Annotated in this window: 13 protein-coding genes; 3 read left to right on the forward strand and 10 right to left on the reverse strand. The window is 63.8% G+C overall.

Annotated elements, in window-relative coordinates; translation table 11 throughout:
- Positions 1–67: 67 nt before the first annotated feature.
- The 4 genes from ACEN9G_RS05260 to ACEN9G_RS05275 form a co-directional block, all read right to left on the reverse strand.
- The gene (locus tag ACEN9G_RS05260; RefSeq protein WP_413337196.1) at positions 68–955 is read right to left on the reverse strand and encodes an SMP-30/gluconolactonase/LRE family protein; all 888 of its coding nucleotides are present in this window, start codon (positions 953–955) and stop codon (positions 68–70) included.
- 21 nt (positions 956–976) lie between these two features.
- Positions 977–2,035, reverse strand: a complete 1,059-nt coding sequence (locus ACEN9G_RS05265; protein WP_413337195.1) for an aldose epimerase family protein — start codon at positions 2,033–2,035, stop codon at positions 977–979.
- 12 nt (positions 2,036–2,047) lie between these two features.
- Positions 2,048–2,995, reverse strand: a complete 948-nt coding sequence (locus ACEN9G_RS05270) for a glycoside hydrolase family 43 protein (RefSeq protein ID WP_413337194.1) — start codon at positions 2,993–2,995, stop codon at positions 2,048–2,050.
- Between the two features lie 138 nt (positions 2,996–3,133).
- Complete coding sequence (locus ACEN9G_RS05275; RefSeq protein ID WP_413337193.1) at positions 3,134–4,486, reverse strand: MFS transporter; 1,353 nt, start codon at positions 4,484–4,486, stop codon at positions 3,134–3,136.
- Between the two features lie 407 nt (positions 4,487–4,893).
- Here ACEN9G_RS05275 and ACEN9G_RS05280 point away from each other — a divergent pair, with 407 nt between their 5' ends.
- Together ACEN9G_RS05280 and ACEN9G_RS05285 are read left to right on the forward strand one after the other, a co-directional pair.
- The gene (locus ACEN9G_RS05280; protein ID WP_413337192.1) at positions 4,894–5,679 is read left to right on the forward strand and encodes a hypothetical protein; all 786 of its coding nucleotides are present in this window, start codon (positions 4,894–4,896) and stop codon (positions 5,677–5,679) included.
- Positions 5,680–5,788: 109 nt separating this feature from the next.
- Complete coding sequence (locus ACEN9G_RS05285) at positions 5,789–7,900, forward strand: EAL domain-containing protein (RefSeq protein WP_413337191.1); 2,112 nt, start codon at positions 5,789–5,791, stop codon at positions 7,898–7,900.
- A gap of 77 nt (positions 7,901–7,977) precedes the next feature.
- Here ACEN9G_RS05285 and ACEN9G_RS05290 read toward each other — a convergent pair whose 3' ends face one another.
- From ACEN9G_RS05290 to ACEN9G_RS05310, 5 genes are all read right to left on the reverse strand, one after another.
- Positions 7,978–10,836, reverse strand: a complete 2,859-nt coding sequence (locus ACEN9G_RS05290) for a TonB-dependent receptor (protein WP_413337190.1) — start codon at positions 10,834–10,836, stop codon at positions 7,978–7,980.
- 354 nt (positions 10,837–11,190) lie between these two features.
- A complete protein-coding gene (locus ACEN9G_RS05295; protein WP_413337189.1) occupies positions 11,191–12,456 on the reverse strand; it encodes an MFS transporter in 1,266 nt (421 codons plus the stop codon).
- A gap of 33 nt (positions 12,457–12,489) precedes the next feature.
- The gene (gene pgmB / locus ACEN9G_RS05300; RefSeq protein WP_413337188.1) at positions 12,490–13,134 is read right to left on the reverse strand and encodes a beta-phosphoglucomutase; all 645 of its coding nucleotides are present in this window, start codon (positions 13,132–13,134) and stop codon (positions 12,490–12,492) included.
- Positions 13,131–15,488 carry a glycoside hydrolase family 65 protein gene (locus tag ACEN9G_RS05305; RefSeq protein WP_413337187.1) on the reverse strand — a complete coding sequence of 786 codons (2,358 nt, stop codon included), beginning with the start codon at positions 15,486–15,488 and terminating at the stop codon, positions 13,131–13,133. Before ACEN9G_RS05305 ends, pgmB begins: the two co-directional genes overlap by 4 nt.
- Before the next feature lie 61 nt (positions 15,489–15,549).
- Positions 15,550–16,557: a LacI family DNA-binding transcriptional regulator gene (locus ACEN9G_RS05310; protein ID WP_413337186.1), complete on the reverse strand. Its 1,008-nt coding sequence runs from the start codon at positions 16,555–16,557 to the stop codon at positions 15,550–15,552.
- A 255-nt stretch (positions 16,558–16,812) separates the two neighbouring features.
- Here ACEN9G_RS05310 and ACEN9G_RS05315 point away from each other — a divergent pair, with 255 nt between their 5' ends.
- Entirely contained in the window at positions 16,813–19,260 is a 2,448-nt protein-coding gene (locus ACEN9G_RS05315; protein ID WP_413337185.1) for a TonB-dependent receptor, read from the forward strand.
- A gap of 69 nt (positions 19,261–19,329) precedes the next feature.
- Here the strand turns inward: ACEN9G_RS05315 and ACEN9G_RS05320 are convergent, their stop codons facing one another.
- The gene (locus tag ACEN9G_RS05320; RefSeq protein WP_483126455.1) at positions 19,330–20,532 is read right to left on the reverse strand and encodes an MFS transporter; all 1,203 of its coding nucleotides are present in this window, start codon (positions 20,530–20,532) and stop codon (positions 19,330–19,332) included.
- Positions 20,533–20,665 lie beyond the last annotated feature (133 nt).

Consider the following 20,665-nt stretch of genomic DNA (forward strand, 5'->3'; position numbering starts at 1 on the left):
CCGCTAAGATAACTTTCCAATCAATTTTTAGCAGCAATCGATATCGTTATCGACATCGCTGTTACCGCTATCGGCTCCGGCCAGCGAATTTAACCTCTGCCAAGCCCTTAATTGTTAGCGATTTTGCAAACACACCGCCCGATTTTGGTGCATCCGCCAGTTGGCCGGCGCGCAGGCCAACTGTTGCGGAAGTGACATACAAGACGTCCAGGTTGCGGCCGCCGAACGCCGGACACGTCGGTTGCGGCGCCGGCAACGTCAATACGCGATCGACGGTACCATCCGGGGCGAAGCGCACGACCTGCCCCGCGCCCCAGCGCGTGCTCCACAGATAGCCGTCCGCATCGATCGTCGAGCCGTCCGGATCGCCCGGGGCCGCGTCGGCCGCCGCGAATTCGCGCAGGTTAGCCACTGCGCCGGTGTCCGGGTCGTAGTCGCAGCAACGGATCTCGCGCGTGCCCGAGTCCGCGTAATACATCGTGCGGCCGTCCGGGCTGAAGCAGATGCTGTTGGCGATGGCGACGCCGCCCAGCGGCAGGCGCTCCAGCGACAGGTCGTGGTTCAGCCGGTAGAAGCCGCCGATCGGCTCCTTCGGGTTCTCGGCCTGGTTGAACACGCCGAAAACGAAGCGGCCCTGGCGGTCGGTGCGGCCGTCATTGAGACGCGTGGTGGGCAGGTCTGCCTCGACGTCGCAGATGCGGTCGAGTTCTCCGCTGGCGAGATCGAAGAACGCCAGGCCGGAGGCGAGGCCCAGCAGCAGGCGGCCGTCGTCGTGCGTCAGCGCCATCGAGCACAGGCGCTCGGGCAGCGGCCAGCGCTGCAACGCGCCCGTCGCGGGGGCGTGCGACCACAGTTCGCTGCCTTCGATATCGGTCCAGAACAGGCGCGCGTCCTTGTCGTCCCAGATGATTCCCTCGCCGAGTACGTTCCGGCCATCCACCACCAGTTCCATCATGTAGCGTCTCTCCTGATTGACTTATTGCGCCACCGAGAAGCGGAAGCGCGATTCCGTTTCATAGACCTCGCCCGGACGCAGGATCGTGTTCGGGTACGTCGGCTGGTTCGGCGAATCCGGGTAGTGTTCCGGCTCGATGCAGAAGCCGCTGCGGAAAATCCAGGGATGGCCCTTGCCGCTCAGCGAGCCGTCGAGGAAGTTACCGCTGTAGAACTGCACGCCCGGTTCCTGCGTGAACAGTTCGAGCACGCGGCCCGTCGTGGGCTCGACCACGTGGACGGCGCGCTTCAGGCTCTTGTCGCCCAGGTGCTTGTTCAGCACCCAGCAATGGTCGTAGCCGGTACCGTGGCGCAGTTGCTTGTCCGGTTGCGTGATGCGCTCGCCGATCGCGCGCGGCTTGCGGAAATCGAACGGCGTGCCCGTCACGGGGGCCAGTTCGCCGAACGGGATCGATTCCGCATCGATGGGCACGAATTTATCCGCGTCGATCGTGATCTCATGGGCGAGGATGTCGCCCTGCCCTGCTCCGGCCAGGTTGAAATAGCTGTGCTGGGTGAGGTTGACGGGCGTCGGCTGGTCGGTCACGGCGTGGAAGCGCACGACGATCTCGTTGTCGTCGGTCAGCACATACGTGGCGATGGCGTCGAGATTGCCGGGATAACCCTGCTCGCCGTCCGGGCTGTGGTAGCGCAGGACGAGGCTGTCGCCTTCGACAGCGGCCGTCCACAACACCTTGTCGTAGCCCGGATCGCCGCCATGCAGGTGGTTGTTGCCGTTGTTGGTCGTCAGCTGGACCTCCTTGCCGTCGAGCGTGAAGCGGCCCTTGCCGATGCGGTTGCCGTAGCGGCCGATCAGCGCGCCGAAATACGGGCTGTCCTTGACATAGGGCTCGAGCGTTTCGAAGCCGAGGGCGACGTCGGCAAAGACGCCGTCGCGGTCCGGGACGTGGATCTCGGTGATGATGCCGCCGAAGTCCAGCACCTTGACGACCATGCCGTTATTGTTCTTGAGCGTGTACTGGTTGACTTGCCGACCGTCGGGCAAGGTCCCGAACGGCGCTTGGGTAATTCCGTTTTGCACGTTGTTGTTTCCTCAGAGGGTAGATGGCCGCCCGAATACCGGCATGCCGTTCTCGTCCCAACGCAGCGGTTTGACGAAGGTATGGCGGTCCGGGTTCCACAACGGATCGCCGACGATTTCCGTATAAGTGCGCGCGTGGTAGACGAGCATGACGGTGTCGCCATCTTCAGCATAGGTAAAGCTATTGTGGCCGGGTCCGTAGATGCCGTGATCGTAGCATGTACGGAACACGGGCTCGCGCGACTTTGTCCATACGGCCGGATCGAGCAGGTCCGCATTCTCGTCGGCCCACAACAGGCCCATCGCGTAATTCTCGTCGGTGGCGCTGGCCGAATACGAAATAAAAATCTTGCCGTTGCGGCGCAGGACGGACGGGCCTTCGTTGACCCAGAAACCGCGGATTTCCCAATCGTGTTCGGGCTTCGACAGCAGCACGGGCTTGCCTTCGATCTGCCACGGCGTCTTCATCTTCGCGATGTACAGGTTCGAATTGCCTTCGATCTCGTTATCCTTCTGCGCCCACAGGTAGTACAACACGCCGTTGTGGTTGAACGTGGTCGCGTCCAGGCAGAACGTGTCGATGCCCGTGTCGACCTGGCCCATGAATTCCCACGTGCCTTCGAGCGGATTCGCGTTGGTATTGCGGATCGCGTACATGCGGTGCTGGAACAGCTTGTACTTGATCTCGCGGCTCGGCGCGGCGGCGAAATAGACGTACCACGCGCCCATGTTGAAGTGCAGCTCGGGCGCCCAGATCAGCTCGCTGTACGGGCCCGTGTCCGGCTTGACCCACGCGTCGACGGTGGGTGCGGCGGCCAGTTCCGCGATCGTCCTTGCGCGGCGCAGTTCGATGCGGTCGTATTGCGGGACCGAGGCGGTGAAGTAGTAATAGCCGTCCGTGTGCTTGTAGATATATGGGTCGGCGCGTTGTTCGATCAGAGGTTTAAGAACGGTTTCCATAGCAATTCTCATCTTTACATTAAAAACCGTCATTCCCGCGAAGGCGGGAATCCATGGAGACTTCGCAGAATCGCCGAGGATGGCTCAATCGCACACTCAGCATGGATCCCCGCTTTCGCGGGGATGACGTTCAAAAAATCAGCCCGCCGCGGCCTGGCTCGCCCGCAAATCTTCCTTGACGGTAGAGTAATACTCATCACTGATGCGGTACTTGAACATCAGCGCCCCCATCAGGAAATGGAAGAAGCCGGGAATCACGGACAGCATCAGGGCGATGCCCTGCAGCGCCAGCGCGCTCTGTTCCTGGTTCGGCTGGTAGTGGAAATAATTCAGCAGCAGGCCCACCATGCCGCCCGCGAGTCCCATGCCGGCCTTCTGCGCGACCGAGATGCCGCCGAACGCGAAGCCCGACACGCGCTTGCCCGTTTTCACTTGGCCATAGTCGATGGTCTCGGCGATCGCGGACCAGAACACCGGTGCGTGCAGGTCGACGACGAGCGACAGCAGGAAGTACAGGAAGAAGGCCAGTGCCGTGTCGCCCGGCTTGACCAGGAAATAAATCATCACCGACAGCACCGCCACCATCAGCTGCGTGTAGCGGAACAGTTTGACCTTGCAATAGAACTTGGTCACCCACGTCGACACGACCATCGCAATGATCGCGGCCGCGACACCCGTCGACAGGAAGGCGGACACGGTCTCCGTGTCGCCGTGCAGATAATACTTGGCGTAATAAATGGCGACGGAGCCGCGGATCACGTAGCCGATGGTGCCCGTCACGCAGACCGCGCACAGGATCAGCCACTGGTCGTTCTGCGCCAGCACCGCGATCTGTTCCAGCAGCGGCTGGCGCTTCGTCTTGTAGACGACGCGTTCGGTCGTCGTGAAGAACGTGAACAGGAACAGCACGACGCCCAGCACCGCCATCAGGGCCATCGCCGCCTGGTAGCCGGCGGCCTGGTTGCCGTTGCCCCAGCGCTGCGCGAGGATCGGCACGACGATCGTGACCATGAACGCGCCGACCTTCGCGAGGAACAGGCGGTAGCCGTTGGCCGACAGGCGCTCCTGCGGGTCGCTCGTCAGGCCGCTGATCAGCGAGATGTACGGCACGCCCACGCCCGACGTCATCAGCGTCATGATGATGTAGGTGGAATAGGCCCACACGAGCTTGGCGTCGTAATTCCAGTCCGGCGTGCTGAACACGGCGTACACGGATAGGCCGTACGGGATCGCGAGGAACAGGAAATACGGCCGGTAGCGGCCCCAGCGGGACAGGAAACTGTCCGTCATCTGGCCGACGATCAGGTCGGAAATCGCGCCCACGATCTTGACGAGCACGAACAGCAGCGCGAGGTCGGTCGTCTTGAGTCCATAGACGTCCGTATAGAAAAAAGTGATGATCAGCATCATCGATGAGATCACCACGTTGAGCGCCATGTCACCGGCGCCAAAGCCCACTTTTTCGAGCGTGGAGAGTTTCTGGGTATGCATACGGACCTCTTTCCAAACGACGAAGGTGCTACCCGGATTCCTTCCGCGCAGCACCCTGATTATTGCCTAGTGATTAGAAACCTGAATCAGTGTTTCCAACGGAGGGCAAAGCCGACGACACGGTCATGACGGCGCACGGCAGCCGCGCGGGTAGCGGGCGCCGATCGGCCCGATGCGATGGGTTCCATACGTCTCCTATGACTTTGTAAGTATTGTTATGTTTCTGAAAGCTGGGGAAGCCTTCTGAACTGGCATGCTTATCGGTAATGTTAGGCGCAACATCGAGAACGATCCAATCAATTTTTCGGCAACTTCAATATCGTTTTTCGTATGGGTAAGCCGCATTAAAAGGAAGTGAGAACGATTCACGTGGCACAATGCGAGGCATCCGAACTTTTTGCAATTTCATGCAGGCGACCTTTTCCACGTTCCGCGACCTCATCCTGGACACCGATCCGGACCTCGCAGGCACGCCCGCGCAGATCCCGGCCGGCTTCCTGCTGGCGCGCACGGGCAACATCAGCGCGCACTACATCCCGTTCGATTACGTGAACCACGGGGCCCGGCTCGTCCTCGTCGGCATCTCGCCCGGCTTCGTGCAATGGAAGAACGCCGTGCGCGAGGCGCGGCGCCTGCTGGCGCAAGGTGCCGCAGAGGATGAGATTCTGCGCGCGGCCAAGTACACCGGCGCGTTTTCCGGCGCGATCCGGCCGAACCTCGTCGCCCTGCTCGACCACGTGGGCCTGCAGCGCTGGCTCGGCATCGCCAGTTGCGCGTCGCTGTTCGGCGCGCACGCGCACCTGATGCACGTGACGGCCGTGCTGCGCCATCCCGTCTTCGTTAATGACAAGAATTACAACGGCGCGGCGCCGAACATGCTGACGACGCCGCTGCTGCAGGCCCAGCTCCTCGACTATTTCGCGGCCGAAGCGGCGTCGCTGCCCGATGCGGTGTACGTACCGCTGGGCCCGAAAGTCGGCCTCGCGCTCGACTGGCTGGCGGCGCGCGGCGTGCTGGATGCGGACCGGATCCTGCACGGCATCCCGCACCCGTCCGGCGCCAACGCCGAGCGCATCGCCTACTTCCTCGGCCGCAAGGACAAGGCCGCCCTGTCGCGCCAGACGAACGGCGCGCAGATCGATGCGGACCGGCTGGCGCTGCGGGCGAAAATGGCGGCGCTGGGCGTGGATTGAACCGGCTGCGTCCGCCAGGCAACTCGATGCGGACACCGCTGTCTTTCGTGCTGCATGCCGGCCTCAGGCGGCGTTACACTGATAACGTCCAGCGCCAAGGTAGACGATCATGCAGAATTGTTCTCCTGAAGAAGTCCGCTCCCTCCTCGACAAGATCGAACAGTTGCCGGTGCCGTTCTTCAAGCGACTGATCGAGGCGAGCAACACGGGCATCATCATTTCCGACGCCAGCCTGCCGGACAATCCCATCGCGTACGTCAACCCCGCGTTCGAACGGATGACGGGTTACGCGCTGTACGAAGTCGTCGGCCGCAACTGCCGCTTCCTGCAGCGCGACGACCGCGACCAGCCCGAGATCGCGCTGATCCGCCACTGCGTCGAGCGCGCCGAGATCTGCACGGCGCTGCTGCGCAACTACCGCAAGGACAGCACCCCGTTCTGGTGCCGCATGCACCTGTTTCCCGTGCGCGAGAACGGGAACACGCCCACCCACTTCGTCGCCTTCCTGCAGGATGTGACGGAAGTCGTCGAAGCCCAGCAGGCCGCCGTGCAGGCGCGCGAACGCCTGAGCACCGTCCTGGAGAGCATCTCCGACGGCTGCGTATCGCTCGACCGCGAATGGCGCTTCACGTACATCAACGCGCGCGGCGCGGCCTGGATCGACCGTAGCCAGGACGACCTCATCGGCAAGAACATGTGGGACGAGTTCCCGGAATCCGTCGGCGGCCCGTTCTACGACGCCTACCAGCACGCGATGCACGACCGCGAAGTCGCCCGTTGCGAGAACTTCTACGCGCCGCTGGGCATCTGGCTCGAATTGCGCGTGTACCCGTCGCGCGAAGGCGTCACCGCATTCTTCGCCGACGTCACCGAGCGCAAGGAAGCGGAGACGCGGCTGCTGCACCTGGCCACGCACGACAGCCTGACGGGCCTGCACAACCGCCTCAGTTGCCTGCGCGCGCTCGACGAGGCCCTGGCACGTTCGGTCGAGGACGAGCGCCCGGTCGGCGTCCTGTTCGTCGACCTCGACCACTTCAAGGAAGTCAACGACGCCCACGGCCACAGCGCGGGCGACATGGCCTTGCAGGAAATCGGACGGCGCCTGGGCAGCCTCGCCGGCGCCGGCATCACGGTCGCGCGCATCAGCGGCGACGAGTTCGTGGTCGTCCTCGAAGGCATGAACGCCGACGGCGCGAAGGGTGTGGCCGCGGCCGTCCTGCGGCACCTCGCGACCCCCATCGCCGTCGACGGCCATTACGTGACGGTGGGCGGCAGCATCGGCATCGCGATCGGCAACGGCCGCGAGTATTCGGCCGACGAGCTGCTCAACAACGCGGACGCCGCGATGTACGAGGCCAAGGACAATGGCCGCCACACGTACGCCATCTTCTCGACGGCCGCGCGCCACCTGCTCAAGCAGCGCCTGGAACTGCGCCAGGACGTGTTCTCCGCCCTCGAACGCCGCCAGTTCGTGCTGTTCTACCAGCCGCAGGTGAGCGCCGTGAACGGCGCCGTCGTCGGTGCGGAGGCGCTGCTGCGCTGGGAACATCCGCGCCTCGGGCTGCTCGCCCCCGACCTGTTCCTGCCGATGCTGGAAGGCTCGCCCGCCATCACGTCCGTCGGCGCCTGGGTGTGCGAAGAAGCGTGCCGCCAGGCGCGCGAATGGGAATTGCTGGGCTACCGGCTGCGCATGGCGGTGAACGTCTCGCCGCGCCAGCTGACGGACGAAAACCTGCCGCCGCTGCTGAAGAACCTCGTCAACCGCTACGACCTGGACCCCGAGTGCATCAAGCTCGAAGTCACCGAGAGCATGCTGATGCAGGACATCGACAAGGCGGCGTCGGTGCTGCGCTCACTGCAGCGCGACGGTTTCCGCATCGCCCTCGACGACTTCGGCACCGGCTATTCGAACCTGTCTTACTTGCGCACCTTGCCGATCACCGCGATCAAGATCGACCGCTCGTTCGTGCGCGAGATCGAACAGGACCGGCGCTGCCTGGACATCGTCAACGGCGTCATCGCCTTTGCCAAGTCGCTCAAGCTGGACGTGATCTGCGAGGGAATCGAGACGGAGCTGCAGAAGGAAGCGATCCGCTCGACCGGATGCGACGTGCTGCAGGGCTATTTGATCGGCAAGCCGATGCGGTCGGACGATTTCCGGGCGCTGCTGCTGGCGCAGACCGCGGCGCCAGACCAGGCCGATCCAGGATGCAAGCCGTAGGACCATGGAAAAGGGCGTTGCTGGTGTGAACCAAGCAACGCCCTGTCTGGCTGGCGGGGTCGTTCGACCCCAGGGCCTTACAGCTTCCAGCGCAGGCCGACCGCGACCGAACGTCCGATCTGGAGCGTACCGAAATTGGTCAGCTGCGCGTTACCCGCGGTGCCGAAGTGGTAGTACGCCTGCTGCACTTCGTTGGTCAGGTTGACACCACTGATATCGAGCGTCGTGTTGTCGTTGATCTTGTAGGAGATCTGCATGTCGACGCTCTTCTCCGGATGACGCCAGATACCGATCGGATTGGCAAACAACGCGGCTTCGTTGGAGGCCAGGAAGCCCGAGCGCCAGACCTGGGACAAGCGCGCGCTGACCGGGCCCTTTTCGTACGCCAGCGTGGCGTTGTAGGACTTGTTGGAGACGCCGAAGAACGGTGTCTCGAGCTGCGAGACGATTTCGCCGGCATCATTAACCTCGGGCACGTTCTGCGACGAGGTGAGTCGCGTATAGCTGGCCTGGATGCCGAAGCCGTCCAGCGCGCTCGGCAGCCACTTCGGGAAGTAGATCAGGCCGAGCTCGGCGCCCTTCATGGTGCCGTTGGATGCATTCGCCGGCGAGCTGATGACGTAGTCATAGCCGTTCGTATGGTCGCCGCCTCCGGTCGAGTTGCGGAACGGGTCGTCCGCCGGATCGACGTGGACCTTGCGACGCGTATTCACGATCAGGCCGTCGATCTTGCGCTTGAACAGCGTGCCGTAGATTGCACTGTCCTTCTGGAAATACCACTCAGCCGTCAGATCGAGGTTCTTGGAGTGTGTCGGTTTCAGGTCGGGATTGCCGCCGCTGCCCGAGCCATAACCGACCCTCGAGACGTCATCACCGAGTTGATAGACGGGATTCAGATCACCGAAGCTCGGGCGGCGCAGGGTTTCACCATAGTTGAAGCGCAGCACGACGTCCTTGGATGGGTCGTAAATCAGGGTCATGCTCGGCAGGAACTTGCTGGTCGACTTGCTGGCGCTGGACGCCGTGACCGCCTTGGTGGTGGCATCGACCTTGTAGAAGTTCATGTCGGTCTTGACCTTGACGTAGCGCACGCCGAAATTGCCGCGCAGGCTATGGCCGAACAGGTCGTTCTGGGTATTCCCCATCAGGAACAGGTTGGTCGTCTTTTCATCGACGTCGAACGTCTTCTGCAGGCTCAGTTTATCCGTCGTCTGGAAGTTCGCATCGACCGAGTTATAAAGCTTGCGCCAGTCATCGATATGGTCACGGATGTAGTAGGCATTGGCCTCCACCCATGAGCGCGGAACGTCCGAGATGCCCGTGCCGAAGCCCGAATTGACGGAGGAATACTCCGGCCCCAGGGAGGCGAGGCTGCGGCCCAGGAAGGCCGATTGCGCCCGGTTGGCCTCCGACGCCTTGCGGTCGTCGAAGCGCGCGCCGAACTGGAGCGTCTGCAGCGCACCCCAGTCGGCATCGAAGACGCCCGCCAGGCTGGCCGTCGCGGCGCTCCCCTTGTTGCGGTTGGCGTTATCGTAGAACTGCGCGACATTCCACTTGCTCGGGTCGGTCAGGTCGGCATCGTTGTTGAAATGGAACGCCGTGTTGTTGTTGCCGTCATTGAACTTGACGTTGATGGACGGCGCAACGCGATCGATGCGGGTGGCGGTGAATTCCGAGTGGAAGGTACTCGTCTGGTACGACACGTCACCTTCCAGCTTCAGGCGGTCGCCAATATCCCATTTGCCGTTCAGGGCATACACGTACGAGTCGGTTGCCGAGGTGGTGTAATCGCCGCTGTTGAAGCCATAGACGTTATTGACCGTACGGCTCTGGATGATATTCGTTCCCGGGAACGTCGTGATCGACCCCGCGGGGTTGGCGCCGAGATCGCCCCACCAGTCGACGAAGCTGAACAACAACTTGTTGAAGGTCTTGTTACGATAGCCGTTGTACATCGATTCGAAGGTGTAGATCGAATCGCTGTTCGGTTTCCACTGCAAGGCGATGTTGGCGGAAGGACGCTCCCGCTCGCCCTGGAGGTCGTTCTGGAAAATAGCGTCACGCGACAGGTAGTACGGATACGCCTTGCCGTTGAAATTCAGCGTCGAACCCGCAGCCGTCGGCAAGCCGGTACGCGTACCGGGCGTCCAGACACTGTTGTCGAAGATGCGCTGCAAGGGCGTATAACCTGCGGGGTCTTCCGCGGCATTGGGGCTGACGAACGGCACCATCGCACCCGGCGCCACGCTTTCGTTGCGGTATTTCGTCTTGGTATCCGACAGATTGACCAGGGCGCCGAATTCGCCGAAGCCGGTTTGCCAGCGGTTGCTCAACATGCCGCTGAGCTGCGGGTTCCCCTTCTTCGCGGGATCGAGATAGGTTTCACGCGCCGACAGCGAGATTTTCGAACCCTTGAAATCGAACGGCCGCAGCGACTTGACGTCAATCTGGCCTGCGATCCCGGTTTCCAGCTGGCTGGCGTCGCGTGTCTTGTAGACGTCGATCTGGCGCACCAGGGTCGACGGAATGTCCTGCAGCGCGACCTGCGTGCCGGAGGCGGTAAAAATGGTGCGGCCGTTCCAGGTGGTCTGCACGTCGGGCATGCCACGGATGGACAGCGTGCCGACTTCGCCGCCGGCGCGGTCGGTGACCTGGATGCCCGTCACGCGCTGCAGCGCTTCGACGACATTGTTATCTGGCAGCTTGCCGATGTCGTCGGCGACGACCGATTCCACGACCTGGTCGTTGGTGCGCTTGATGGCCAGGCTCTTGATCAGCGATGCCTTGACGCCCGTGACGACCACGGTCTCGACCGGCTCGGTCTTTTCGGGGGCCGCTTGCGCCCATACGGAGGCGCTGGTGAGCAGTCCGGCGCCCATCAACGCGGTAACCGACATCTTCAGGGCCAAAGGACGTGCAGATAATTGCGATTTCATACGTCTCCTGTGTTTCTAGTTATAGAAATATTGACTTCTCGACTGGCATGTTTTGAATGTTAGAGACGCGGCAATGATCGATCCAATGATTTTTTCTGGGTTTCCCATATCGGTTTTGATATCGAACCAAACTTTTTGACAACAAATCAGGAGCCGACTTTGCGCGCCATTAAATGGCGCAAAGCCGGTTCCGTAGAGGGAAAACGTAGTGAAATGGGCGGGGAAAACGGGGACGATCAGCCGCACATGGGGCAGCGATCAGGAGGCGGCGCGAGGGAGTCCGCCAGCAGGGTCATGCATGTGGGAACGTAGCGGATCAGCAACAAACATGTCCTTGCGGATCCGTCACGCGGGTCAAATCAACTCGTGCGGCCGGGCCGTCCACGCGGCGCCGGCGGTTTTTTCCACCTGCCGCTTGAACGCGTACAGGCTTACCACCATCAACACGATCGGCACGAGCGTCAGGTAGAACGCGAAGTGCCCGTTCACGTGGCCGAACACATACCCCGTGATCAATGACCCCGTGGTGCCGCCGAGCGCCGAGAAGATCACGAGCAGGCCCGTCATCGGTGCGTGCTGGTGCCGCGGCAGGGAACTCAGCATCACGGAATTGATGCCCGGGTAGATCGGCGCCATGAACAGGCCGATGAGCGGGAACAGGAACGCGGCGACAGGCGCCGTCGACCACGTCACGTTCGGATCGTGATTGACGCCGTGCGTGAGCGGCAGCGTAAGGAGCACCGTCGCGCCCATCGCCAGCATGCACACGGTCAGCACGGGATACCAGTTCAGGCGGCGCATCACGACGCCGGCCAGCAGGCGTCCCACCGCGAGGCAGCCCGCGAAGATGCTCGTCACCTGCACGCTCATCGTGGCGGGCAGCATCAGGATCTCGTTGTTGAACGTGGGGAGCCACGAACCGATCGCCTGCTCGACGAGGACGGACAGGAACGCCGTCAGCACGAACACGTACACGAGCGGCCGCACGAACAGGCGCAGCATCTGCAGGAAGTCGGCCGCCGGCCCGCGGCTGTCCGGCGGCGCGGCGCCGGCTTCGTCGAACGTCGTCGCCAGCACGAGCACGAACGTGGCCGCGCAAAGCACGGACAACAGCCAGTAGACGTTCAGCCAGCTCGTCGACGCGGGATGATCGGCATCGATGAAGAAGCCGAAGATCCAGTACGCCGACAGCACGCCGACCATGAAGAAGCCTTCCAGCATGTTCGTGATGCCGGCATGGTGCTTGCGGTCGCGCGCGACGAGGCCGATGGTCGAGTACACGGACACCTTCACCAGCGCGAACGCGACGCCCACGCACAGGAACAGCAGTTTCGCCGTCGCGAAGGCCGGGATCAGCGGCATCGCCAGCGTGGCGATGGTGACGATCGCCAGCGCCACCAGCATCGCCTTCGTGTAGCCGAAGCGCGGCAGGGTCGACGCGACGAAGAACGACACGATCGCGATCGGCAGGTCCTTGAACCCTTCCAGCACGCTCGCCGCGCCCTTGTCGACGCCGTAGGTGTGGATGACCTGCAGGATCACCGTCCCCACGCTGTTGAGCAGGATGGCGAACACGAAATAAATCATGAACAGGGCGAGCAGGATGCGTCGTTGGTTCATGTTGTCTCCAATGTGTTTTATGTTTTATGTTTTTTAGTAGTCCTGCAGCCGGAACGCGTCCATCGACGGTATCACACGGTCGGCGCGATGCAGCACCTCGGGACTGCCGACACCGACGGCGAACATGCCCGCATCCTTGATCGACGCGACGCCCGCCGCGGCATCTTCCACGCCCAGGCAATCCTTGGGATCGACGCCCAGGTGCGCGGCCGCCGTCAGGAAAATCTCGGGATCGGGCTTGCCGTTGACGATGGTCGCGGCGTCGACGACGTCGTCGAAGCGGTCGCGGATGCCCAGGCGGTCCAGCACCGTGAACGCGTTGCGGCTGACCGACGCGAGGCCGATCCGGAGTCCCGCCGCGCGCACCTCTTCCAGCGCGCGCAGGGCGCCCGGCAGCAGATCGTCCGGGGTCATGGTCGCGATCAGTTCCTGGTAATGCGTGTTCTTCGCATCGGCCAACGCGCGCTTTTCTTCAAGCGTGTACGTGCGCGGCGCGCGTGCGAGGATCAGGTCCAGGGAACCCATGCGGTCGACGCCCTTCAGTTGTTCGTTGAACGCTGCGTCGAACGGCGCATCGACGCTGTCCGCGAGGCGCTTCCACGCCAGGTAGTGGTAGTGCGCCGTGTCGGTGATGACGCCGTCGAGGTCGAAGATGACGGCTTTGAATCTTGAAGTCATTGTGGGTTCTCCATGCGGATGTGGGCGCGCTGCGCGTCCAGGGCGATCGTGGTTCCAGCGTGCGCGAAGGTGAGGCTGGCGCCGCGCAGCAGGCGGTAGTCGGTGCCGGCGCCGTCGACCGCGACTTCCAGCAGCGCGCCGCGCACCTGCGCCTTGAAGCGGTAGCCCGTCCACCGGTCGGGAAGCGTCGGCGCGAAGCGCAGGCCCGCGTCGTCGAGGCGCATGCCGGCGAAGCCGTAGGCGACACCGAGCCACGTGCCGGCCATCGCGGCCGTGTGTACGCCGTATTGCGTGTTCGCGTGCGTGTTGTCGAGATCCAGGCGCGCCGTCTCCATGAAGTAGCCGTACGCCTTGTCGCGGTAGCCGATCTCGCTCGCGACGATGCTGAAGATGCACGAGGACAGCGAGGAATCGTGCGTCGTCACACGCTCATAGAAATCGAAGTCGCGGCGCTTGTCGTCGAGCGAGAACTGGTTCGACAGCAGCAGCAGCGCCAGCACGACGTCCGCCTGCTTGCACACCTGGTGGCGATAGATCACGAGCGGGTGGTAGTGCAGCAGCAGCGGGTAATTCTCCTTCGGCGTGTTCGCGAAGTCCCACGGTTTCTTGGACAGGAAGCTGTCGTCCTGCTCGTGGATGCCGAGCGCGTCGTCGTACGGCAGGCGCATCGCGGCGCTGGCGGCGCGCCACGCCCGGATCTCGGCGTCCTCGAGGCCGATGGCTTGCGCCACGCGCGCGTAGTCCGCCGGGCGTTCGGCACGCAGGCGCTCCGCGACGTCCGCCGCGAACGTCATGTGCATGCGCGCCATCGCGTTCGTGTAGTAGTTGTTGTTGACGATGGCCGTGTATTCGTCCGGTCCCGTCACCGCGTTGATGCAGAAGCGCTGCGCGCGGTCGTAGCTGCCGATGCCCGTCCAGATGCGCGCCGTTTCCAGCACGATCTCGGCGCCCTGCTCCGCCATGAAGTCGAAGTCGCCGGTCGCCAGCAGGTATAAACGGATCGAGTACGCGACGTCCGCGTTGATGTGGTATTGCGCCGTCCCGGCCGGGAAGTAGGCCGAGCATTCCTCGCCGGCGATCGTGCGCCACGGGTACAGCGCGCCTTTCGCATGGGCCATCTGGCGGGCGCGCTCGCGTGCCTTCGGCAGGCCGTTGTAGCGGTACTGCAGCAGCGCGCGCGCAATCTCGGGACGGGAATACAGGAAGAACGGGAACACGTAGATTTCCGTGTCCCAGAAATAGTGGCCTTCGTAGCCTTCGCCCGTCACGCCCTTGGCCGCGATATTCGTCTTGCCGTCGCGGCCGACCGATTGCAGCAGGTGGAACTGGTTGAAGTGCACGCCCTGCTGCAGGGCGTCGTCGCCGGAGATCGCCACGTCGGCGTCTTCCCAGAAGCGGGACAGATAGTCGGCCTGCTCGGCGGCCAGGGCATCGAAGCCGGCCGCGCGGGCCTGCGCCAGCTCGGCGCGCGCGTGCGGGCCGACGGCGTCCTGCGCCATGTCGCGCGAGCTCGCGTAGGCGACGTACTTGTGCACGGTGAACGTGGCGCCCTGCGCGACGTCGGCATCGAACGCGTGGCCCAGTCCGACCTGCCCGACGCGGGCGGCGCTGGACGGCACGGTATCCGTCGCCGTGGCCAGCGTAAAACCGCTGTGGCGCGTGCGCTGCAGCAGCAGCACGTCGTGTGCGCCGGGCTCGCCGCCCACCTCGCGCTGCGTCTCGATCAGCGACGCCCCAGTCAGCGCGGAACCGACGCGCGGGTCGTCGCCGGCCTGCAGATTCGTCACGTCCGCATCGATGTCCGCGACGATGCGCACGCCCCCCGAAAAATTCAGCGGCGTGACGGCGTATTCGATCGCGGCGACGTGCTTGCGTGCGAGGGACACGAGGCGGCGGCTGGCGATGCGCACGCGCTTGCCCGTGGCGGTCTCCCACTCGACCGTGCGCTCGAGCAGGCCGGTGCGGAAGTCCAGCGTGCGGTCCCACGCGAGCACGTTGCCGGCGTCCAGCGCAAAGCGTTCGCCATCGATGACGGCCGCGATGCGCTTCGCGTTCGGCACGTTCAGCATGAATTCGTTGATGCGGGCGAGACCGTACGCGTTTTCCGGGTAGCGGATCGCTTCGGTGTCGTGGAAGCCGTTCAGGTACGTGCCTTCCAGCGTCTGGCCGGCAGCGCCGACGGTGCCTTCGTCCGGCGTGCCGCGCATGCCGATCCAGCCATTCCCCAGGGTGAACAGGGTCTCGTGCAGGAACGCACGCGCCGGGTCCAGCGCGTCTTCGCGGATGCGCCACGACTCGGCCGCGATGGCGCTATTGTTATCGATGTCATTGGTGTTATCGATGTCATCTTTCACTTCAGTTTCCTCGTCTCGTGCGCGGGGCGCGTTCTTCAAGCTTATGGGTGATGTAGCGTGATCAGGTGTGGCGTACGATCAGCGTGGTGGGCAGCATTTCCGAATGCGCCGGCTGGCCTTCGATCATGGCCAGCATTTTTTTCGCGAGCAGCACACCGCCGTCGCGCAGGTATTGGTGGACGCTCGTGAGCGGCGGCACGAAGCTGGCGGCGCCCGGCGTGTCGTCGTAGCCGATCACGGAAATATCGTCGGGCACGCGCAGGCCCGCTTCCGTCAGCGCGCGGATGGCGCCCATCGCCAGCAGGTCGCTGGCGGCGAACAGGCCGTCGATGCTGTGGCCGTTCTTCTTTTTCAGGATCGACGTGACGCAATCGAAGCCCGCTTCGAACGTGAACGCCTTCGGGCGCAGGATGTGCACGGTGGCGCGGCCGGACAGCGCGTCGATGAAGCCGGCACAGCGTTCCTGCACCTCGGCGTGGTCGACGTCGCCGACGAAGATCAGCTTGCGCCGGCCCTGCTCCAGGAAGCGCTCGGCGACGCTGGCGCCGCCCTTGCGGTTGTCGGAACCGACGACCGTGTACGTGGCGCCCTCTTCCGGCGCGCCCCACACGACGAGCGGCAACGTGGTCTGCTGCAAGGCTTTCACGGCCTCGCCGTGCGAGCCCTGGCCCAGCAGGATCAGGCCGTCGGCGCCCTGCACCGGGGCCGTGTCGAGCAGCTGCTTGGACGTGAGCACGACGCTGTAGCCGGCGGTGGTGAGTTCCTGCGTGATGCCGCCCAACAGTTCGAGCGGATACGGGTCGGACATCGGCCGGCCCTTCACGGGCGTCATCTCGACGACGACGGCGACGGAATACGACCGGCGCATGCGCAGGTTGCGCGCGCTGATGTTGAAGCGATAGCCCTGCTCCTGCGCGATCTTGCGAATCTTTTCCCGCGTGTTTTCCGTCACGAGCGGACTGTCGCGCAATGCCCGCGACACCGTGATCGTGGAGACCCCGGCGATCTTCGCCAGGTCTTCCATCGTCACGGCGGTATCGCCGGCCAGGGGTTTCTTCGCTTGCGCCATAGTCTTGTAAGCAATAGGTCGTGAGAAATAAGCTTGGGGTAGCGGTAACAGATTACTTGAGCGGGATGGATTATGACAGATTTTTTTGTCGTGTCGACAAAAAATGACATCGATAGCATTTTGATTGACATCGATGTCAATCCGATGTTTCAATGGCCAGACTTTCCTTGTCGAACCATCAATCGACAAGTAAATCGGGGAGGAGACGCCCCGCAGCCGGTTCCCAATCACTGAGAGCGTAAGATGAATAAAACAATGCTGAAAACCACCATGCAGTTCCCGCAACTGTCGGCAGTTGCCCTCGCTGTCCTCGCCCTCGTTGCCCAGTCCCATGCGGCCGCTCAGGACAATGTCCAGCAAGAAATCCAGCAAGTCGTCGTGACCGGTACGGCATCGGCCTCCGGCACGCGCAAGATCGACACGAGCTTCTCGATCACGACCGCGACCGAAGAGCAACTGAAGCAGGCCGCACCGTCGTCGACCGCCGACGTGCTGAAGATCGTCCCGGGCGTGTATGCCGAAGCGACGGGCGGCCAGTCCGGCGCCAACATCGAAGTGCGCGGCTTCCCGTCGGGCAGCGACTCGCCGTTCGTCTCCGTGCAGATGAACGGCAACCCGATCTTCCCCGTGCCCGTGCTGTCGTTCTTCGAAGGCTCGTCCGCGTTCCGCCTCGATGACACGATCGAGCGCGTGGAAGTGCTGCGCGGCGGTCCGAGCACGATCTACTCGAGCGGCCAGCCGGGCGCCACGATGAACTTCATCATGAAGAAAGGCGGCGACGAGCCCGAAGGCAGCCTGCGCTTCACGACCGGTACCGGCAGCCTGCGCCGCTTCGACGGCGTCTACAGCGGCAAGATCGCCGACGGCTGGTACGGCATGATCGGCGGCTTCTACCGCACGACGAACGGCGTGCGCGACGCCGGCTTCCCGGCCGACGACGGCGGCCAGCTGTCCGCCTCGCTGACCCGCAAGCTGGACCAGGGAGAATTGACGGTCTACGCCCGCTCGACGTCGGACAAGAACGCGTTCTACACGGGCGTGCCGCTGATCTCGTCGAACAACGGCCACACGATCTCGTCGTTCCCCGGCTTCGATCCGCTGCGCGGGACGCTGATGAGCAACGAGATGCGCAACTTCACGGTGGAAGCCGGTCCGGGCAAGACCCTGACGTACGACCTGGGCGACGGCCGCGGCCTCTCGTCGAACCTGGTCGGCGCGGACTTCCAGCAAAAGCTGAACGGCTGGGACGTGTCGAACAAGTTCAACTACTTCAAGGGCGACCTGAACACCATCGCCATGTTCACGGGTAACAACCCGCTGAGCGCGGCCGACTACGTGAGCCAGGCCGTCTCCTCCGCCAACGGCAATTCAGCAGTGCTGGCCGCGGCGGGCGGCGTCGCTGCCACCGGCGGCGCAATTACGTACACGAACGGCGGCGGCACGGTCGCACCGAACCAGCAGGTGGTGCAGGCGGGCCTGTGGGCCGTCGAGAAGAAGCTGCGCTCGTTCACGGACGAGTTCCGCGTCTCGAAAGACATCGGCAATGACAACACGATCACGGCGGGCGCCTACATCGCGAACTATTCGTCGCACGACGTCTGGTACCTGGGCAACAGCCACCTGATGACCGCGACGCCGAACGCGCGCCTCATCGACGTCAAGCTGAACAACGGTGCCGTCGTCTCCAGGAACGGCACGGACGGCAACGTGTTCTACGCCCCGATCGCCTCGTACGACGGCCGCAACACGGCGGTGTTCATCGCCGACGAATGGCGCATCAACGACCGCATCAAGGTCGACGCCGGCATGCGCCACGAGAAGCAGCACATCTCGGGCTCGATCTCGAACCTGACCTCGGTCGATCCGGACAACAATCCGCTGACGGTCTACAACAACGGCACGTCGACGCCGAGCGGCAGCTTCACGGGCCTGTCGCGCGACGACACCGCGAACTCGTTCACCGCGGGCGGCCTGTACAAGCTGACCAAGGATTCCAGCGTGTTCGTGCGCGCCAACCAGGGCCACACGTTCATCTACTTCGACGACCTGCGCAACGCCGGCACGCAGGATGTCGTGAACGACCGCAATCGCGTCCCGACGCCGAAAGTCACGCAGTACGAGATCGGCTACAAGACGGCGACGCCGCTGTACAGCGCCTACGTGAACGCGTTCTTCACGGACTTCACGGGCATCTCGTTCCAGCAGATCACGACGTCGGGCGTGCTGTATTCGGTGAGCGGCTCGCACGGCAAGGGCGTGGAATTCGAACTGGCGGTGCGTCCGATCGCGGGCCTGCAACTGCAGCTGACGGGCGACTGGCAGGATTCGACGTACAAGGACAATCCGACCATCGCCGGCAACCAGGTGCAGCGCCAGCCGAAGTTCCAGTACCGCTTCTCGCCGAGCTACCGCCTGCCGATCGGCGACTATGCCCTGCGCTTCTACGGCACCTACTCGCACATCGGCGCGCGCTGGGCGGACCAGCAGAACACCCAGTACCTGCCGTCGTATAACACGCTGGACCTGGGCATCCTGGCCGAGCTGTCCGACAAGCTGGAATTCCGCGTCACGGGCACCAACGTCAACAATTCGCTCGGCCTGACCGAGGGTAACTCGCGCCTCGTGGGCGCCAGCACCGGCCCGATCAACGCGCGTCCAATCTTCGGCCGCGCGTGGGAGGCGTCGCTGACCTACCGCTTTTAAATCGACGTAAAGCTTTACCCTCCTCTTCTGCTGTACCCTCTTGGCGGGACTTCGGTCCCGCTTTTTTTTTCAGGATTCGCGCGACAGCGCCACAGCCGCCGCCAGCACGACGATCGCGGCCACCGCATACGGCGCACTCGCCGCGATGCCGTACAGCCAGGCCGACGCCAGCGGTCCCACCGTCCGGGCGATGGCCTGCTGCGCCTGGTTTGCGCCCTGCACTTCGCCCTGCCGTTCCGGCGGCGCGGCATTGGCGATCAACGCGCTCGCGGATGGCTGGAACAGGCCGTCGCCGAATGTAAAGACCGCGATCCCGGCCACGAGCAGCGGCACGATGGCGTGCAGCGGCAGCAGCGCGACGATGGCAAGGCCGAGTCCATTGATCGCGAGGCCGGCAGCGGCGACGCGGCGCTCGCCGAAACGGGTTTGCAGCCGCGGCGCGGCGAAGCCCTGGCTGACGATGTCCATCACGCCTACGCCTGCCAGCACCAGCCCGATGCTGCCCGGCTGGAAGGCCAGCAAGTCCTTCAGCAGCACCGTCAGGTTCGCCTGCAGCACGGTGCCGCCCAGGGCGAAGCAGAACACGACCGCGAACAGCAGTCGCAGGCGCGGTTCGCGCAGCGCGCGCAGCAGCTGGCCCACGGCGTTGAACTGGCCCCAATGCAGGCGTACGCTGCGGCGCGCGTGCGGATGGCTTTCCGGCATGCAGAACCAGACCAGCACGCAATTCAGCAGCGCCACGGCGGCCGCGCCATACAGCGGCGCCGACAGCGACACCTGGCCGAGGGCACCGCCCAGGACGGGCCCCACCATGAAGCCAAGGCCGCCCGCGGCGCCGAGCGTGCCGAACGCCGGACCGCGTTCGGCGGGACCGTGGGTGTCGGCGACATACGCATACAGGGCCGAGATGCTGCCGGCCGTCAGGCCTTCGATCACGCGGCCCAGCACCAGTACCCATAACGCCCCGCCGACACCGAACACGGCGAATCCGAGGGCGGAGCCGCACAGCGACACCAGCATCACCGGCCGCCGCCCGAAGCGATCGCTCAGCGCGCCGAGCACGGGCGCCGCGATGAACGAACAGAGCGAATACAGGGCGAGGATAGCCGACACCCACCAGGCGACGTCGGGTGCCGCGACGTAGCGCGCCACCGAAAACGGCAGCACGGGGATGATCAGGGTGAAGCCGGCGAAGTTGAAGAAAACGGAGACGGCGATGATGCCGGTGCGACCGGTAAAGCGGAGAAAAAATGAGGATGACGATGCGTCCATGGGCTGCTCCTTGATCGACTGTTCGACCGGAGCGGCGCATCGACATGACGACCACACGGACGAACAGTTGGCGCCGACGGGCGCCAGTGTTCGTCGAGGGTTCGCACGCGCGGACGCATGAAACAGAGCTTTC

The organism is Massilia sp. Masssp94, from assembly GCF_059491305.1.

What these genes read in the sequence shown, in the direction of transcription:
- ACEN9G_RS05315 (WP_413337185.1), top strand. Translation starts at nt 16,813, where the DNA reads ATGCTGAAAACCACCATGCAGTTCCCGCAACTGTCGGCAGTTGCCCTC.
- ACEN9G_RS05290 (WP_413337190.1), bottom strand. Translation starts at nt 10,836, where the DNA reads ATGAAATCGCAATTATCTGCACGTCCTTTGGCCCTGAAGATGTCGGTT.
- ACEN9G_RS05260 (WP_413337196.1), bottom strand. Translation starts at nt 955, where the DNA reads ATGATGGAACTGGTGGTGGATGGCCGGAACGTACTCGGCGAGGGAATC.
- ACEN9G_RS05295 (WP_413337189.1), bottom strand. Translation starts at nt 12,456, where the DNA reads ATGAACCAACGACGCATCCTGCTCGCCCTGTTCATGATTTATTTCGTG.
- ACEN9G_RS05320 (WP_483126455.1), bottom strand. Translation starts at nt 20,532, where the DNA reads ATGGACGCATCGTCATCCTCATTTTTTCTCCGCTTTACCGGTCGCACC.
- ACEN9G_RS05280 (WP_413337192.1), top strand. Translation starts at nt 4,894, where the DNA reads ATGCAGGCGACCTTTTCCACGTTCCGCGACCTCATCCTGGACACCGAT.
- pgmB (WP_413337188.1), bottom strand. Translation starts at nt 13,134, where the DNA reads ATGACTTCAAGATTCAAAGCCGTCATCTTCGACCTCGACGGCGTCATC.
- ACEN9G_RS05270 (WP_413337194.1), bottom strand. Translation starts at nt 2,995, where the DNA reads ATGGAAACCGTTCTTAAACCTCTGATCGAACAACGCGCCGACCCATAT.
- ACEN9G_RS05275 (WP_413337193.1), bottom strand. Translation starts at nt 4,486, where the DNA reads ATGCATACCCAGAAACTCTCCACGCTCGAAAAAGTGGGCTTTGGCGCC.
- ACEN9G_RS05310 (WP_413337186.1), bottom strand. Translation starts at nt 16,557, where the DNA reads ATGGCGCAAGCGAAGAAACCCCTGGCCGGCGATACCGCCGTGACGATG.
- ACEN9G_RS05285 (WP_413337191.1), top strand. Translation starts at nt 5,789, where the DNA reads ATGCAGAATTGTTCTCCTGAAGAAGTCCGCTCCCTCCTCGACAAGATC.